Annotated in this window: 13 protein-coding genes; 11 read left to right on the top strand and 2 right to left on the bottom strand. The window is 67.9% G+C overall.

What is annotated here, in order from left to right:
• Positions 1 to 368: 368 nt before the first annotated feature.
• Positions 369 to 1820: an N-acetylglucosamine/diacetylchitobiose ABC transporter substrate-binding protein gene (ngcE, locus tag ACIRA5_RS43760; protein ID WP_403701209.1), complete on the top strand. Its 1452-nt coding sequence runs from the start codon at positions 369 to 371 to the stop codon at positions 1818 to 1820.
• Positions 1821 to 1879: 59 nt separating this feature from the next.
• A complete protein-coding gene (locus ACIRA5_RS43755) occupies positions 1880 to 2803 on the top strand; it encodes a carbohydrate ABC transporter permease (protein ID WP_067375431.1) in 924 nt (307 codons plus the stop codon).
• A 33-nt stretch (positions 2804 to 2836) separates the two neighbouring features.
• On the opposite strand, the gene ACIRA5_RS43750 is transcribed toward ACIRA5_RS43755, so the two are convergent.
• Positions 2837 to 4033: an RNA-guided endonuclease InsQ/TnpB family protein gene (locus ACIRA5_RS43750; RefSeq protein WP_403701206.1), complete on the bottom strand. Its 1197-nt coding sequence runs from the start codon at positions 4031 to 4033 to the stop codon at positions 2837 to 2839.
• 152 nt (positions 4034 to 4185) lie between these two features.
• On the opposite strand from ACIRA5_RS43750, the gene ACIRA5_RS43745 reads away from it, so the two are divergent.
• The 8 genes from ACIRA5_RS43745 to ACIRA5_RS43710 all read left to right on the top strand — a co-directional run bounded on the left by ACIRA5_RS43745 (position 4186) and on the right by ACIRA5_RS43710 (position 15690).
• Positions 4186 to 5109, top strand: coding sequence for a carbohydrate ABC transporter permease (locus tag ACIRA5_RS43745; protein ID WP_403701204.1), 924 nt, complete (start codon positions 4186 to 4188; stop codon positions 5107 to 5109).
• Between the two features lie 524 nt (positions 5110 to 5633).
• Positions 5634 to 6833 carry an ROK family transcriptional regulator gene (locus tag ACIRA5_RS43740; protein WP_403701201.1) on the top strand — a complete coding sequence of 400 codons (1200 nt, stop codon included), beginning with the start codon at positions 5634 to 5636 and terminating at the stop codon, positions 6831 to 6833.
• A 133-nt stretch (positions 6834 to 6966) separates the two neighbouring features.
• A complete protein-coding gene (locus ACIRA5_RS43735) occupies positions 6967 to 8064 on the top strand; it encodes a sugar ABC transporter substrate-binding protein (protein ID WP_403701277.1) in 1098 nt (365 codons plus the stop codon).
• Between the two features lie 202 nt (positions 8065 to 8266).
• The gene (locus ACIRA5_RS43730) at positions 8267 to 9058 is read left to right on the top strand and encodes an ATP-binding cassette domain-containing protein (protein WP_403701198.1); all 792 of its coding nucleotides are present in this window, start codon (positions 8267 to 8269) and stop codon (positions 9056 to 9058) included.
• Positions 9055 to 10347 (top strand): sugar ABC transporter permease, encoded by a 1293-nt coding sequence (locus ACIRA5_RS43725; protein ID WP_403701195.1) that lies wholly within the window; start codon positions 9055 to 9057, stop codon positions 10345 to 10347. Before ACIRA5_RS43730 ends, ACIRA5_RS43725 begins: the two co-directional genes overlap by 4 nt.
• 196 nt (positions 10348 to 10543) lie before the next feature.
• A complete protein-coding gene (dxs, locus tag ACIRA5_RS43720; RefSeq protein ID WP_403701192.1) occupies positions 10544 to 12475 on the top strand; it encodes a 1-deoxy-D-xylulose-5-phosphate synthase in 1932 nt (643 codons plus the stop codon).
• A gap of 153 nt (positions 12476 to 12628) precedes the next feature.
• Positions 12629 to 14149: an amino acid permease gene (locus ACIRA5_RS43715; RefSeq protein ID WP_403701189.1), complete on the top strand. Its 1521-nt coding sequence runs from the start codon at positions 12629 to 12631 to the stop codon at positions 14147 to 14149.
• A 74-nt stretch (positions 14150 to 14223) separates the two neighbouring features.
• The gene (locus ACIRA5_RS43710) at positions 14224 to 15690 is read left to right on the top strand and encodes an ArnT family glycosyltransferase (RefSeq protein WP_403701186.1); all 1467 of its coding nucleotides are present in this window, start codon (positions 14224 to 14226) and stop codon (positions 15688 to 15690) included.
• Between the two features lie 79 nt (positions 15691 to 15769).
• Here ACIRA5_RS43710 and ACIRA5_RS43705 read toward each other — a convergent pair whose 3' ends face one another.
• On the bottom strand, positions 15770 to 16144 hold the full coding sequence (locus ACIRA5_RS43705; RefSeq protein WP_403701183.1) for an NTP pyrophosphohydrolase: 375 nt from the start codon (positions 16142 to 16144) through the stop codon (positions 15770 to 15772).
• A 179-nt stretch (positions 16145 to 16323) separates the two neighbouring features.
• Here ACIRA5_RS43705 and ACIRA5_RS43700 point away from each other — a divergent pair, with 179 nt between their 5' ends.
• Positions 16324 to 17448, top strand: a complete 1125-nt coding sequence (locus ACIRA5_RS43700) for a hypothetical protein (RefSeq protein WP_403701180.1) — start codon at positions 16324 to 16326, stop codon at positions 17446 to 17448.
• Positions 17449 to 17483: the final 35 nt, after the last annotated feature.

Below are 17483 nucleotides of genomic sequence, written 5' to 3'. Positions count from 1 at the left end.
TCGTGCGACGAGCTGCGCATTACTCCCATGGTGGGAGATTGGTGCCCTGTCGATCTTCCCCCGGGGAAGTCGCGGACGCCCCACATTTCCGCGAGGTCTCAACTCGGAAAAGACCCGCGGGTAAACCCGCTTTCGATCTTGCTCCGCTGGCGGGAAGTGGACTATACCTGTCGGCACCCGCCCAGCCGTTCGACGGCCGCGGGCAGGCACGTCCCGGGGGGAATCGGGCGTCGGCGGCCAGTGTGACGGGCAGGGATCGCCGCGTTGACCGACTGAATCCCTCACGCATGACCCCAGCTTGACCTAACCGCGGTGCCGGGGAGGATCCGGTTCACCGCCTGAGTCCTGGAGAAGGCGAGGACTTGAGCATGGGATCCACTTCCGCCGAGAACAGCAACACCGAGGGTGTCGGCCGCCGTGACCTGATCAAGCGGTCCGCGGCACTCGGCCTGATTTCCGTACCGACGATGAGCTTTTTGTCTGCTTGTGCGAGCAGCGACAGCGGCTCCGGTGACAAGGCCAAGGCCGGCAAGAAGACCACGAAGAACCCGCTGGGCGTCAACGAGACGGCCCCGCTCGCCGTCGTCATCTTCGACGGCGGATTCGGTACGAAGTACGCGACCGACGCCAACGCCCAGTACAAGACGGCCTACCCGAAGGCCAAGGTCAACTTCCATGCGACCCAGAAGATCCAGTCCGAACTGCAGCCCAAGTTCAACGGCGGCACCCCGCCGGACCTGATCGACAACTCCGGCGCCCAGCAGATGGACATGGGCGTGCTCGTCGGCAAGAAGCAGCTCACCGACCTGACCCCGCTCCTCGACGCGCCGTCCATCGACGACCCGTCGAAGAAGGTCCGCGACACGCTGCGTCCCGGCATCGTGGAGATGGGCCAGTTCGACGGCGCGCCGGTCTGGATCATGTACTACGCGTACACCGTCTACGGCGTCTGGTACTCGCAGACCGCCCTCGACAAGCTCGACGCGACGTACCCCGAGACCTGGGACGCGATGCTCGCGCTGTGCGAGAAGGCGAAGAAGAAGGGCATGGCCGGCTGGACGTACGCGGGCAAGTACCCGTACTACCTGCCGTTCTCGCTCTACCCCTTCATCGCCAAGATCGGCGGCCGGGAGGTTCTCGACAAGATCGACAACCTGGAGCCGGGCGCCTGGAAGGACCCGGCCGTCAAGTCGGCGTTCGAGGCGTACTACGAGCTCTACAAGAAGGGTTACATCCTCCAGGGCACCCCGGGCATCGACCACATCCAGTCGCAGACCGCCTGGGCCAAGGGCAAGGCGCTCTTCATCCCGAACGGCTCCTGGGTGGAGAACGAGTCCGCGAACGTCATCCCGAAGGACTTCAACCTGGCCGTCAGTGGCCCGACCGGTCTGGACAGCTCCGACAAGATGCCGTTCGGCACCATCTGGGCCTCCGGCGGCGAGCCCTTCATCGTGCCGGCCAAGGCGAACAACCCCGAGGGAGGCATGGAGCAGCTGCGCATCATGCTCAGCGAGGCCTCGTCGAAGAACTTCACCAGCCAGGTGAAGTCGCTGACCGCCTACAACGGCGGTACCGACGGCATCACGCTGACCCCGGGCCTCAAGTCCGGTGTCGCGGCCCTGGAGAAGGCCGGGACCAACGTGGTCAACCCGCGGCTCCAGGACTGGTACGTGAAGCTTCAGAAGGAGCAGATCGGTGTCGCCGGTCTCGGCGAGATGATGGCAGGACGGCTGACCCCGGCCGAGGCCATCAAGAAGATCCAGGGCTACGCGGACGCGGCGGCCAAGGACCAGTCCATCAAGCACTACAAGCACCAGTAGCGGCGCGTGTCCACGCGTCACCGGCGGTGGCAACCGCGATTCGATCGGGGTCGGTAACCATGCAACACGGCAAGTACCGGTTCATCGTGGGGTTCTTGGTGGCCCCCTTGGCGTTGTACGCGATCTTCGTGATCTGGCCCTTCGTCCAGGCCATCTACTACTCGTTCACGGACTGGACCGGTCTGAGCCCCGACTTCAAGATGGTCGGTTTCGCCAACTACACCAGAATGCTGCACGACGACATCTTCTGGAAGTCGTTGCAGCACAGTCTGCTGTTCGCGTTGCTGCTGCCGCTGGTGACGCTGGGCCTCGCGCTCTTCTTCGCCTTCATGCTCAATGTCGGTGGGCGGCGCCGAAAAGGCGCCGCCATCACCGGAGTGCGCGGTTCGGGTTTCTACAAAATCGCCTACTTCTTCCCGCAGGTGCTGTCGATCGCGATCGTCTCCCTGCTTTTCCAATTCGCCTACAACCCCAACGACGGCGTCATCAACGGGACGTTGAAGGCCATCGGCCTCGGCAGTGTCCAGCCGGACTGGCTGGGCGACCCGAACCTCGCCCTGTGGTGTGTGATGGCGGTGCTGCTGTGGAGCACGGTCGGGTTCTTCGTCGTGCTGTTCTCGGCGGGAATGGCGTCGATTCCGAAGGACTTCTACGAGGCCGCGCTGCTCGACGGCGCGAGCCGCGCCACCACCTTCTTCAAGATCACCCTTCCGCTGCTCTGGGACACCGTGCAGTCGGGATGGGTGTACATGGGGATCCTGGCGCTCGGCGCCGAGGCGTTCGCCGCCGTACAGATCATGACCGTGGGTCCCGGCGGCCCCGACTACTCGACCACGGTCCTTCCGCTGTACGTGTACCAATCGGCGTTCCGTGACGCGAACGCCGCCTACGCCACCACGATCGGTGTCGCGCTGCTCATCGTCACGCTGCTGTTCGCGGCGATCGTGATGCGACTGGGCCGGCGCGAGCGGTTGGAGTTCTAGCTTGACGCTCCCCTCCCCGAAGGGAGGGGATTCTTACGGCTCGCGCCGTGAGACTTCCTGTTTCATCGCCGACTGCCCGTCCGGAGAACTCCGTTGGGGTCTTACACCAGCTCCGCAGGCTGCAACCGCCCGTCCGGCGGCCAGAAGGTTCTTCGCTGCGTTCACGTCCCGGTCGTGGGTCGTACCGCAGTCGCACGTCCAGGTGCGGATGCTGAGCGGCATCTTCTGCTGAAGGGCGCCGCAGGTGGAGCACAACTTGGAGGAGGGGAAAAAGCGGTCTACCGCGATCACTTCCCGCCCGTACCACTGGGCTTTGTACTCCAGCATGCTCCGGAACTCCGACCAGGCCGCATCACTGATGGCGCGGGCGAGGCTCCGGTTTTTGACCATGTTGCGCACGGTCAGGTCCTCGATCACGAGCGTTTGGTTCTCACGCACGAGACGAGTGGTCAGTTTGTGCAGGTGGTCCCTGCGCCGGTCGGTGATACGGGCGTGAACGCGGGCGACCTTGCGTCTGGCCTTGGCGCGGTTGGCTCCGTCACCCTTGGCCTTGCGGGACAGCTCTCGTTGGGCCCTGGCCAGGCGGGCACGGTCTTGGCGTTCATGCCGGGGATTGGCGATCTTCTCGCCGGTCGAGAGTGTCAGCAGGTGTTCCAGGCCCACGTCGATCCCGACCGCGCCGGCGTTGACGGGGAGCGGCTGGACGCCGGGGTCCTCACACAGCATCGAGACGAACCAGCGTCCCGCCGCGTCCTGGGACACGGTCACCGTGGACGGCTTCGATCCTTCGGGGAGTGGCCGGGACCACACGATGTCGAGCGGCTCCGCCATCTTTGCCAAGGTCAGTTTGCCGTCCCGGAACCGGAAACCGCTGGTGGTGTACTCGGCCGAGCGGCGGGACTTCTTCCGCGACTTGAAGCGCGGGTACTTGGCCCGCTTACCGAAGAAGCTGGTGAACGCCACCTGCAGGTGGCGCAGACACTGCTGGAGCGGGACGGAGGAGACGTCGTTGAGGAACGACAGTTCCTCGGTCTTCTTCCACGCCGTCAGCAGTGCCGACGTGGCGTTGTAGTTGACCCGCTCCTGTCGCGTCCACGCCTCGGTGCGGGCGGCGAGCGCCATGTTGTAGACCTTGCGAACGCATCCGAACGTGCGCGACAGCTCCGCTGCCTGCGCATCGGTCGGACGGAAGCGGTACTTGAACGCCCGCTTCACATGGCTCGTGGTCATGATCACAAACTAGCGCTGCTGCAGGTAAGGATCAAACCTGCGGGTCACAGCACTGCGATCCGCTCCGGCCGCGAATCGCAGCTCTTCGCCCTGCTCCGCAGGAGTCCGTTTCCTCTCCGCCCTGAAGGGCGGAGTATTCACGGAGGGATCCGATGAAGACCACTGACACCCCGCCGCCCCTGGAGCCGGTCGAGGACCGTCCTCAGCAGGTGACGAAGGAGAAGACGCCGCCGCAGAAGGCGAAGAGCAGCGAGGGCGGCATCCTCAACGCCTTCTCGCACGGCATTCTCATCATCTGGGCGATCATGGTCGTACTGCCCCTGCTGTGGGCGGTGATGACGTCTTTCAAGGACGACGACTCCATTTTCAGCTCGCCCTGGTCGCTGCCGGACAAACTGCACTTCGACAACTGGTCGCGCGCGTGGTCGCAGGCCCACATGAGCGACTACTTCGGCAACACGCTCATCGTGGTGGGATTCTCGCTGCTCGGTACGCTCGTGCTCGGCTCGATGGCGGCGTACGTCCTCGCCCGATTCGAGTTCCCGGGCAACCGATTCATTTACTTCCTCTTCGTCGGAGGAATGAGTTTCCCGATCATGCTGGCCCTGGTTCCGTTGTTCTACGTCCTGAACAACATGAGTCTGCTGAACACGCTGCCGGGTCTGATCCTCGTCTACATCGCCTACTCGCTGCCGTTCACGGTCTTCTTCCTGACCTCGTTCTTCAGGACGCTCCCGACCTCGATCGCCGAGGCGGCGTTCGTGGACGGCGCCTCGCACACCAGGACCTTCTTCCAGATCATGCTGCCGATGGCCAAGCCGGGTCTGGTCAGCGTCGGGATCTTCAACTTCCTGGGCCAGTGGAACCAGTACATGCTCCCCACCGTGCTGAACACCGACCCCGACAAGAAGGTCCTCTCCCAGGGCCTCGTCGAGCTGGCGACCAGCCAGGGCTACAAGGGCGACTGGTCGGGCCTCTTCGCGGGCCTGGTGATGGCCATGCTCCCGGTGCTGGCCGCGTACATCATCTTCCAGCGACAGGTGGTCCAGGGGCTGACGGCGGGGGCTCTCAAGTAGACCGAGCCCGGCAACGGCCGAATCCGTCGAACACCGAGAACTCCCTGGAGTACGTCATCCCCTCCGAATACGCGGAGGGGATTACGCGTACTCGGTCCCGCGTACTCGGTCCCGCATATTCGGCCCCGTACATTCGGTTCCGCATATTCAGTACCGCACATTCGGTCCCGCCTATTTGGTCCCGCCCACTTGGTCCCGTCCCCTCGGTTCCGCATTCCCCGGCGCCGATCCCCCGAAAACGGCTCCACCCCGCCCGGAGGGGTTCCGCGGGAGCCCGCGCCCGGCGGGGCGGCATCTTGATCTTGATCTTGAACTGCCGAGGCGGCGACAACTTGTAATCAGTCGGGGTGTGACCTGGACCACAGAAGGATCTACGGCCCAGTCTGTCCCGCACGCGTGTGCTCATCCGCGCCGGATGCAGCTCAACCTCTTGACGGGAGGTAACCCAAACAGCTCAGCTTAGAGTTCACTAGTTGGACATAGGCGGGGCCTCATCGTGGCGGCCCCGTACGCGGGAGGTCGTCGTGGAGACTCCGGGGTCGCAGTCGTCGCTGCACCGAGCCAATCTGGAGCGCGTCGTACGTGCGGTGCGCCTTGCCGGTTCGCTCACGCAGGCGGAGATCGCGAGGACGACGGGCCTCTCCGCCGCGACCGTTTCCAATATCGTCCGGGAACTCAAGGACGGCGGAACGGTCGAGGTCACCCCCACTTCGGCGGGTGGCCGCAGGGCACGCAGCGTGTCCCTGAGCGGTGACGCCGGCATCGTCATCGGCGTCGACTTCGGCCATACGCATCTGCGCGTCGCGGTCGGGAACCTCGCCCACCAGGTGCTGGCCGAGGAGTCCGAGCCGCTGGATGTGGACGCGAGCGCCGCACAGGGCTTCGACCGGGCGGAAGAGCTGGTCAACCGCCTGATCGCGGCGACCGGGGTGGACCGGTCCAAGATCGCGGGTGTGGGGCTCGGCGTGCCCGGTCCCATCGACGTGGAGTCGGGGACCCTGGGGTCCACCGCGATCCTGCCGGGCTGGACCGGCGCGAAGCCCGCCGAGGAGCTGCGGGGGCGGCTCGGCGTGCCCGTGTACGTGGACAACGACGCCAACCTGGGCGCGCTCGGCGAGCTGGTCTGGGGCAGCGGGCGCGGGGTCAAGGACCTGGCGTACATCAAGGTCGCGAGCGGTGTCGGCGCCGGGCTGGTGATCGACGGCAAGATCTACCGCGGGCCTGGCGGCACGGCGGGTGAAATCGGGCATATCACTCTCGATGAATCCGGTCCCGTCTGTCGCTGTGGCAATCGGGGCTGCCTGGAGACCTTTGCGGCGGCGCGCTATGTGCTGCCGCTGCTGCAGTCCAGCCACGGCACGGACCTGACCATGGAAGGCGTCGTCAGGCTGGCTCGGGACGGCGATCCGGGCTGTCGTCGGGTGATCGCCGATGTCGGCCGTCACATCGGAAGCGGGGTTGCGAATCTCTGCAACCTGCTCAACCCGAGTCGGGTGGTCCTCGGTGGCGACCTCGCCGAGGCCGGGGAGCTCGTCCTCGGGCCCATCAGGGAGTCGGTCGGCCGGTACGCGATCCCCAGTGCCGCACGTCAACTCTCGGTGCTTCCAGGGGCACTTGGCGGGCGCGCGGAGGTACTCGGGGCACTCGCCCTCGCGCTCAGCGAGATGGGCGATTCGACCCTTTTGGACGGATCGCTGTCCGCGGGCGCCCCTGCCTTCACTTAGAGAACGCATGGCACCGTTGCCATCTCGTTAAGTATTTACTTCTTGACGTCGCACGCGTGGCCGAGTTGACTTCCAGCCACCTCGGCCGCAACGACGCGGCCTCGTCAGGGAGGTTTCTAAAGTGAACACGCGTATGCGTCGTGCCGCGTTTGCCGTTGCTGCTGGTGCGATGGCCGTTTCGCTGGCTGCTTGTGGCAGTGCCAAGGAGTCCGGCGACAAGAGCGACAGCTCGAGCTCCGCCAAGAAGGGCGACGCGATCAAGGTCGGTCTGCTCCTTCCCGAGAACCAGACCGCGCGTTACGAGAAGTTCGACCGGCCCTTGATCGAGAAGAAGGTCAAGGAACTGACGAACGGCAAGGGCACGCTCCAGTACGCCAACGCCAAGCAGGACGCCACCACGCAGGCGCAGCAGGTCGAGACGATGATCACCGACAAGGTGGACGTCCTGATCGTCGACGCTGTGGACTCCGCGGCCATCAAGAACTCGGTCCAGAAGGCCAAGGACGCCGGCATCCCCGTCGTCGCCTACGACCGTCTCGCGCAGGGTCCGATCAGCGGCTACACGTCGTTCGACAACACGACCGTCGGCAAGACGCAGGGTGAGGCCCTCCTCACGGCGCTCGGATCCAAGGCCAAGTCCGGCAAGATCGTGATGATGAACGGGTCGTCCACCGACCCGAACGCCGCCCAGTTCAAGGCCGGTGCCCACTCCGTCCTCGACGGCAAGGTGAACATCGGCAAGGAGTACGACACCAAGGACTGGAAGCCGGAGAACGCCAACGCCAACATGGAGGGCGCCATCACCGCCCTCGGCAAGAAGAACGTCATCGGCGTCTACTCCGCCAACGACGGCATGGCCGGCGGTATCATCACCGCCCTCAAGGCGGCCGGCATCTCCGTCCCGGTCACCGGCCAGGACGCCGAGCTCGCGGGTGTGCAGCGCATCCTCACCGGTGAGCAGTTCATGAGCGTCTACAAGTCCTACCCGCAGGAAGCGAACACCGTCGCCGAGATGGCCGTCGCGATCGCCCAGGGCAAGTCGCTCGACACCATCGCCAAGGACAAGGTCGACAGCCCGACCGACAAGGCGATCCCCTCGGTCATCGTCCCGGTCGTCTCGCTGACCAAGGACAACATCAAGGACACCGTCCTCAAGGACGGCATCTACACGGTCAGCGACATCTGCACCGGCGCCTACAAGGCGAAGTGCGACGCGCTCGGCATCAAGTAGTCCGAGCAACTGAAGTAGCCGCCGCAAGTCTCTATCCACGTACGGGAATTCGTTCTTGAATTTCCGTACGGGACTTGCGTCATCGAAGCCCCTCCGGCGCCCCGCATCCATCAGCCCCGCAAAGCTAGGGCGGGGCGCCGGACGGAACACCCCCCTCCACAAACTTCTGCACAACCTCCCGCCGGGTCAGGCGGCGAAGGAGATGGTTCACGTGTCCGCTACGCCTGTTCTGGCGTTGCGCGGGGTCTCCAAGCGATTCGGTGCCGTCCAGGCGCTCACCGACGTAGAGCTTGAGGTCCACGCCGGTGAAGTGGTCGCCCTGGTGGGCGACAACGGCGCAGGAAAGTCCACGCTGGTGAAGACGATCGCCGGCGTGCACCCCATCGATGAGGGCGTCATCGAGTGGGACGGCAAGGCCGTCCACATCAACAAGCCGCAAGACGCGCAGGGCCTCGGTATCGCGACCGTGTACCAGGACCTGTCGCTGTGCGACAACATCGACGTCGTCGGCAACCTCTACCTGGGCCGGGAGCTGAAGAAGCGCGGCATCCTGGACGAGGTCGAGATGGAGCGCCGCTCCCGCGAGCTGCTGGACACGCTGTCCATCCGTATCCCGAGCGTCCGCATCCCGATCGCCTCGCTCTCCGGCGGTCAGCGCCAGACCGTGGCGATCGCCCGTTCGATGCTCGGCGAGCCCAAGCTCGTCATCCTCGACGAGCCCACCGCGGCCCTCGGTGTCGAGCAGACCGCCCAGGTCCTCGACCTGGTGGAGCGGCTGCGTGAGCGCGGTCACGCGGTCATCCTCATCAGCCACAACATGGCGGATGTGAAGGCCGTGGCCGACAAGGTCGCCGTCCTGCGCCTCGGGCGCAACAACGGCATCTTCGAGGTCAAGTCGACCTCGCAGGAAGAGATCATCTCCGCCATCACGGGCGCCACGGAGAACGCCGTGACCCGTCGTGCGGCGCGCAGCAATGGGGAGGCTCAGAAGTGAGCATCGACAAGACCTCTGAGACCCCCGAGGACCACGTGGTGGAGAACCCCGAGGCGGCCGCCGCGGCGGTCACCGCGGTCGACCCCCGCCTCCTCGTGCGCGAGCAGGGCCTCGCGGGCTACGCCTCCGAGTTCAAGCGCAAGATGAAGGCCGGTGACCTGGGCTCGATCCCGGTCGTCCTCGGTCTGGTCATCATCTGGATCATCTTCCAGAGCCTGAACTCCAACTTCCTCACCGCGGGCAACCTGTCCGACATCTCCGTCGCCATGGTCGGCACGGGCATGATCGCCGTCGGCATCGTCTTCGTGCTGCTGCTCGGTGAGATCGACCTGTCGGTCGGTTCGGTCTCCGGTGTCGCGGGCGCCGCGTTCGCGGTGCTGAACGTCACGCACGGCATGAACGAGTATCTGGCCTTCGTGCTGGCCATCCTCACGGGCACGGTCGCGGGCGCGATCCACGGCTTCGTGTTCGCGCGCATCGGTGTGCCGGCCTTCGCCGTCACCCTGGCCGGTCTGCTCTTCTGGAACGGCTTCATGCTCCGGATCCTGGGCGACAACGGCACCATCAACCTGGACAGCAACGGCCTCGTCGCCAAGCTGACCAGCTACTACTTCACCGATGTCGCCGCCGCCTACGCGCTCGCCATCGGTGTCACCGCCGTGTTCTTCCTCAGCTCCTTCTACGGCAACAAGCGCCGCGAGGCCGCGGGTGTGCCGTCCCGGCCGCTGAGCGAGACCGTCCTGCGCACCGCGCTGCTGGCGATCGTCGCCTTCGCCGTGGCGATCACCTACAACCAGTACAAGGGCCTTCCGCTGGCCGTGGTGATCTTCATCGCGGTGCTGCTGATCACGGACTTCGTGCTGCGCCGGACCGCGTACGGCCGGAAGATCTTCGCGCTCGGTGGCAGCGTCGAGGCCTCCCGGCGTGCCGGTATCAACGTGGAGATGGTGCGGATCTCGGTCTTCGCGATCTCCGGTACGTTCGCCGCCATCGGTGGTCTGTTCATCGCCTCGAAGATCGCCTCCGCCAACCAGGGCGCGGGCGCGGGTGACCTCCTGATGAACGCGATCGCCGCGGCGGTCATCGGTGGCACCAGCCTCTTCGGTGGCCGCGGTCGTACGTGGAACGCGCTGCTGGGTGTGCTGGTGATCGTGTCCATCCAGTACGGTCTGGCGCTGCAGGGCATCGCGTCGCCGATCCAGTACATGATCACCGGTGGTGTGCTTCTCGCCACGGTCGTCATCGACGCCATCACGCGCAAGACGCAGAAGACGGCCGGTCGCGCGTAGCGGCGTGCGGGGAAGCTGCGGGCCGGCTGTGGCTGGTCGCGCAGTTGCCCGCGCCCCCGAGGGGCGCGCTGCCCGCAGCCCCCTTTGAACCTGTGCCCGGTGCCAATGGCGGTGCCGGGCACAGTCATGTCCGGGCGGAACATTAGACTCGACAGGCCCGGCAAAGCTCGAACAGCTCTACTGCAAGGAGGCACGGGTGCCGCTGCTGACCCGCATCAGGGGACCGCGCGATCTGGACCGGCTCAGCCTGGAGCAGCTGGACCAGCTGGCCGGCGAGATCAGGACCTTTCTCGTCGACGCGGTCTCCAAGACAGGCGGCCACCTCGGCCCCAATCTCGGTGTCGTGGAGCTCACCATCGCCCTGCACCGCGTCTTCGAGTCGCCGAAGGACAGGGTGCTGTGGGACACCGGTCACCAGTCCTACGTCCACAAGCTGCTCACCGGCCGTCAGGACTTCTCGAAGCTGAAGATGAAGGGCGGCCTGTCCGGCTATCCCTCGCAGGCCGAGTCCGAGCACGACGTGATCGAGAACTCGCACGCCTCCACGGTCCTCGGCTGGGCCGACGGTCTGGCGAAGGCCAACGAGGTGCTCGACAGGGACGACCACGTGGTCGCCGTCATCGGTGACGGCGCTCTCACCGGCGGCATGGCCTGGGAGGCGCTCAACAACATCGCGGACGCCAAGGACCGCCACCTGGTCATCGTCGTCAACGACAACGAGCGTTCGTACGCCCCCACGATCGGCGGCCTCGCGAACCACCTGGCGACCCTGCGCACCACGGACGGCTACGAGCGCTTCCTCGCCCGGGGGAAGGACCTCCTGGAGCGCACGCCGGTCGTCGGCAGGCCGCTCTACGAGACCCTGCACGGCGCGAAGAAGGGGCTCAAGGACTTCATCGCCCCGCAGGGCATGTTCGAGGACCTGGGCCTGAAGTACGTCGGCCCGATCGACGGCCACGACATCGAGGCCCTGGAGTCGGCGCTGGCCCGCGCCAAGCGCTTCGGCGGCCCGGTCATCGTGCACTGCCTCACCGAGAAGGGCCGCGGCTACCAGCCCGCGCTGCAGGACGAGGCGGACCGCTTCCACGCCGTCGGCAAGATCCACCCCGACACGGGCCTGCCGATCGCCTCCTCCGGCGCCGACTGGACCTCCGTCTTCGGCGAGGAGATGGTCAAGCTCGGCCAGGAGCGCAAGGACGTGGTCGCCATCACGGCCGCGATGCTCCAGCCGGTCGGCCTCGACAAGTTCGCCAAGGTCTTCCCCAAACGGGTGTACGACGTCGGTATCGCGGAGCAGCACGCCGCCGTGTCCGCGGCGGGCCTGGCGACCGGCGGACTGCACCCCGTCTTCGCCGTCTACGCGACCTTCCTCAACCGCGCCTTCGACCAGGTCCTGATGGACGTGGCCCTGCACAAGTGCGGCGTGACGTTCGTGCTGGACCGCGCGGGTGTCACCGGTACGGACGGTGCCTCGCACAACGGCATGTGGGACATGTCGATCCTTCAGGTCGTGCCGGGTCTCAGGCTCGCCGCGCCGCGTGACGCCGACCAGGTCCGCGCCCAGCTGCGCGAGGCCGTCGACGTGACCGACGCGCCGACCGTGGTCCGCTTCTCCAAGGGCGCGGTCGGTCCCGCGGTGCCCGCGGTGGGCCGGATCGGCGGCATGGACGTGCTGCGTGAGCCGGGCACCGACGTGCCCGACGTGCTCCTCGTCTCCGTCGGCGCCCTCGCCCCGATGTGCCTGGAGATCGCCGGCCTCCTCGACCAGCAGGGCATCTCCACGACCGTCGTCGACCCGCGCTGGGTCAAGCCGGTCGACGAGGCCATGGCCCCGCTCGCCGAGCAGCACCGCGTGGTCGTCACCGTCGAGGACAACTCCCGGGTGGGTGGCGTGGGCTCGACGATCGCGCAGGCCCTGCGCGACGCGGGCGTCGACGTCCCGCTGCGCGACTTCGGCATCCCGCCGCGCTTCCTCGACCACGCCTCGCGCGCCGAGGTCATGGCGGAGATCGGCCTGACCGCACCGGACATCGCCCGTCAGGTCACCGGTCTCGTCTCCAAGCTCGACGGCCGCTTCCCGGGGGCCGCCGCGCAGGCGGTGGACTCGGTGGAGCCCGCCCGAGACTGACGTACCACGGTCGAACGCAGGTCCATTGGGCCGGTTTCGCCACCCCGCACGGGTGGCGAAACCGGCCCATTTGCGTGAACCCGACCGCATCGGGGCATGCGCGGTACAGGCCCCCTCGATCATGTCGAGGACACCGAGCGTGGAGGTAGGCCCGTGAGCAGCACCCTCTTCAGGACGAAGAAGGTCGAACAGTCGATCTTGGACACTGAGGAGCCGGAGCACGCACTCAAGAAGTCGCTGTCGGCTCTGGATCTCACCGTCTTCGGCGTCGGTGTCATCATCGGGACCGGCATCTTCGTCCTCACCGGCAAGGTCGCCAAGGAGAACGCGGGCCCCGCGGTCTCGCTGGCGTTCGTCGTCGCGGGTGTCGTCTGCGCCCTGGCGGCGCTGTGCTACGCGGAGTTCGCCTCCACGGTCCCGGTGGCGGGGTCCGCGTACACCTTCGCGTACGCCTCGCTCGGTGAGCTGCCCGCCTGGATCATCGGCTGGGACCTGGTGCTGGAGTTCGCGCTCGGTACGGCGGTGGTGGCCGTCGGCTGGTCGGGGTACGTGCGCTCGCTCCTGGACAACGCGGGCTGGCATCTGCCGGGCTATCTCAGCGGGCGTGAGGGGTCCTCCGGGTTCGGCTTCGACATCCTCGCCGCCGCGCTGGTGCTGGTGCTCACGGCGATCCTGGTCATCGGCGTGAAGCTGTCCGCCCGCGTCACCACGGTCGTCGTCGCCATCAAGGTCACCGTCGTGATGATTGTGATCATCGCGGGCGCCTTCTTCATCGTGGGCGACAACTACACGCCCTTCATCCCCAAGGCGCAGGCCCAGGAGGCGGGCGGCAGTCTCAAAGCCCCGCTCGTCCAGCTCATCTTCGGCTACACACCCACCAACTTCGGCGTGATGGGCATCTTCACCGCCGCCTCCGTCGTCTTCTTCGCCTTCATCGGCTTCGACGTGGTGGCGACGGCCGCCGAGGAGACCAAGAACCCGCAGCGGGACATGCCGCGCGGCATCCTGGGCTCGCTCTTCATCTGCACCGCTCTCTACGTGGCCGTGTCGATCGTCGTCACCGGCATGCAGAGGTACGACCGGCTGTCCATCGACGCCCCGCTCGCCGACGCCTTCAAGGCGACCGGGCACCCCTGGTTCGCGGGCGTCATCAGCTTCGGCGCCGCCGTCGGTCTGACCACGGTCTGCATGATCCTGTTGCTCGGCCAGACCCGGGTCTTCTTCGCGATGAGCCGCGACGGACTGCTGCCGCGGTTCTTCTCCCGGGTCCACCCCAGGTTCCGCACCCCGCACCGGCCGACCATCCTGCTCGGTGTGATCATCGCGATCGTGGCGGGCTTCACCAGCCTCAGCGAACTGGCCGAACTGGTCAACATCGGTACGCTCTTCGCCTTCGTCGTCGTCGCGATCGGCGTCGTCATCCTCCGCCGCACCCGCCCCGACCTGCCCCGCTCCTTCCGCACCCCGCTGGTCCCGCTCGTCCCGATCGTCTCCGTCCTCGCCTCGCTCTGGCTGATGCTCAACCTGCCGGCCGAGACCTGGCTGCGGTTCGCGATCTGGATGGTGATCGGCTTCGTCGTCTACTTCCTGTACGGCCGCTCGCACAGCCGTCTGGAGCGGCACGAGGAGGCGACCGAGGCCGCGGTGCACCCGCCGCGCCCCAACACCCAGTGATCGGCTCCTATTGATGCTCCGGCCCCGTATGTCCCGCTTCGGTGGAGACCGCGGGGCCGGATAGCGTGCACCGTATGCTCGCCGGGCTCCTGGAAACACCACGCTCCGCAGCCGCGTCACGGATGTCGGGCCCCGGCTACTGGAGACGGCTGCTGCCCGTCCTCGGGGTGCTGGTCTGTCTCACCCGGGCCCCCTCCTTCGTACGGCCGCTGTGGAACCCCGACGAGGGCTATCTCGCCGTACAGGCGCGGATACTGGCGGGCGGGGGAGAGCTGTACGAGACCGTCGTGGACCGCAAGCCGCCGCTCGTGCCGTGGCTGTACGAGGCGGCGTTCGCGGTGTTCGGCTCCGGTTCGCTGACCTCCGTGCGCGTCCTCGCGATCGTGGCCCAGCTGTCGACCGCCGTGCTGCTGGCCTCGCTGGCCCGGCGTCGCTGGGGCGATCCGGCCGGGCGCACGGCCGGGGTGCTGTACGTGCTGGTCTCGATCGGGCTCAACCCCGAGGACGCGCAGGCGGCGACCTTCGAGGTGTTCATACTGCCCTGTACGACGGCCGCGATGTGGTGCGCCGACCGGTGCCGCTGGGGCGCCGCGGGGGTCGCCGTGGCGTGCTCCTTCCTGACCAAGCAGACCGGTGGGGTGGTGCTCGTGCCGGTGCTGTGGATGCTGTGGCGGCAGGAGACGCCACCCCGAAAGGGACTGCTGTGGATGGGAGTTGGCGTGGTCACCCCGGTCCTCGGCGCGGCGCTGCTCACCACCCCGGCGGGTTTCCTGTTCTGGACGGTCACCGGTTCGGGTGCCTACGTCTCCTTCACGGGCTCCGAACTCCACGTCCTGTCACGGGGGCTGACCAACACGGGGATCCTCGCGGCGGCCTGCGCGGGCCTGATCCCGCCGATCCTGCGGGCGCTGCGCGTGGCTCGCACCGGCGCGGCCGAACTCTGGCTGTGGCTCGGCTCGTCGGCGGTGGCGGTCCTGGTCGGCTTCCACTTCTTCGGCCACTACTACCTGCAACTCATCCCGTCCGTGGCCCTGTTGGCGACGGCCGCGCTCCAGATCCTGCCCCGCGACCGCCTGCCGACCGCCGTCTTCGCCTCGGCCGGCTGCTGCGCGCTGTTCCTGGCCTGGGGCCTGCTCGCGCCGCGCCCCGAACTCGGGCACGCCCAGCGCCTCGCCGCCGCCCTGGACCACCGCACGGATCCCGGGGACCGCGTCCTCGTGTGGGGCATACACCCGGAGACGTACTGGCTGGCGAACCGGACCCCCGCCAGCCGCTATCTGACCGCCGGGCTCCTCACCAACTACAGCGGGGGCCGCGACGGTCCCCAGGTGGGCGAGAAGTACGCCGTCGAGGGCGCCTGGCCGGTGTTCCGCGCGGAACTGACGGCCCACCCACCGGCCCTCGTCGTCGACGACTCCCGGGGCAAGCCGTACACCCCCGACCGGGTCGGCTCGCTGCGCCGGCTGCTGGCCGCGGGGTACGAGGAGGCGGGCACGGTGGACGGGGCGGTGCTGTACGCCCGCGCGGGGCGGCCGGACTGACGCCGGGGCCGCGCCGCGCACCCGGCTCGCCCCACCCGCTCGCCCGCCGGCCTGCTCCGGCTCAGCGTCGCGCGCCGGCTCAGGAGGGCCCCCGTACCGTCCGGGGTCCCGCCACCTCCGCGCCCGACTCGGCCACCCTGCGCCGCAGTTCACGGTCCGCCGTGATGACCAGGACGGGGCGGTCACCGGCCTCGGTCACCACCTCCACGATGCGGTCGTCGCCGCTGCCGGGTGCCGCCACGACCCGGACACCGGCGACGGACTTCACACCCCTGGCCGCGCCCTCCACCACGAGGACCAGCTCCACCGGACCCTCGTGCCCGGGCAGTCCGTCCCGGGCGAGCCGGTCCCGCAGCCGCTCCGCGGCACCCCGGCGATCGCGCCACCAGCCGTCGGGGACGGAGCCGACGACGTTGGCGGCGTCGATGATCACGAGCAGAGGCTGGTCGGTCATCCGGCCAGCGTCGCATGAGCAGCCCGGGGACATCCGTTTGAACAGTCGTTTGAACGGCCTTCACGCGGGCTTGAGGAAACGTTCATCCTATGATGGGGCGCGCTCGGCCTCCCGCGTGCCCGCACGCGGAGGCGGCAGGGGAGCCGCGTCGAGTGTCATGGGAAAGGGCAGGTCACGTCATGCGGACCAGATCCGGGCGCGCCGCCGTCCGGGGCAGAGCGAAGGTCGACGCCGACGCACCCGGGGGAGCCGGGCGGCACGCGGCGGACACCGTGGTCGGCGGCCCCTGGCTGGTCCTCGGCAAGGACGGCAGACTCAGCGCGTACGCCCACGGCCGTGCGGGGCTGCTGCGCTGGACCGAGGCCCGGCGGGGCGGGTCGCGGTGGACTGGCCCGGACGTCTTCCCGGCGGCCGATCTGACGTGGGTGTCCGTGGCCCAGGGAGCCGACGGCTACGTCCACTTCCTCGGCCGGCGCGAGGTCCGCAAGGGGGACGGACCGCCCGCCGTCGAGATCGTCCACGCCATCCAGTACCAGACCGACCGCCCCGTCACCGAGTGGCGCTCGCTGGGCAATCCGCACAAGGACCGGGACAAGGCGGCGCGGCTCGGCGTGCCGTCCGCAGCGGTGAGCCCGGACGGCACGGTGCATGTCTTCGTGCGCAACGCCGGGGGCGGTGTGATGCTGCGCCGGGAGCTGCCGGGCGGCAAATGGGGTCCCTGGACCGACCTCAAGGGCAGCCGCGTACAGGATCCGGTGGCCGCGGTGGTCCATCCCTCCGGTCGCGTGGAGGCGATGGCCGGGGGTGACGGCTGTGTCATGCGCTGGGTCCAGGAGGAGCCCGGCGGGGACTTCCGGCAGGCCCCGAACATCCCGCTCGCGATGGCTCCCGGCAGCGCCGTCGCACTGGCGACCGGGCCCGACCGGGCGACGTACTACTGGACCGACCCGGCCACCGGCGGGATCGTCGCGCACCGGCCGGGGAGTTGGGTGATCCCGCTGGGCGGCGCGCCGGCCGGGGAACCCGTAGTGGCACTCCGCGCGGTCCTCGACGGCTACGACTGCACGGTGCTGGCTCATCGCGACCTCGACGGTCAGCTCATGCTGGCCGCCTGCGGCACGGAGAACGAGCAGGCCGGGCTGTGGTGGTCACCCACCGGCGAGCGCGGCGTGGGCGCACCGGCGGCGGCCCTCGACGCGTACGGGCGTGTCGTGCTCGGGATGATCGGCGCGGACGGTGCGTTGTGCGTCGCGCGGCAGAACGGTGACGGGGGTCTGGTGATGGCCCCGTCCGTCCGCCTCTGACGGCGGCACCGACGGAGCGTCACCGGCGGACCGGA

This window comes from Streptomyces sp. NPDC096311 (assembly GCF_044763085.1).
In the GTDB taxonomy this organism is placed as follows: Bacteria; Actinomycetota; Actinomycetes; order Streptomycetales; family Streptomycetaceae; genus Streptomyces.
Note: the sequence above shows the minus strand (reverse complement) of the source record. Positions and strands in the feature narration are given on the sequence as shown.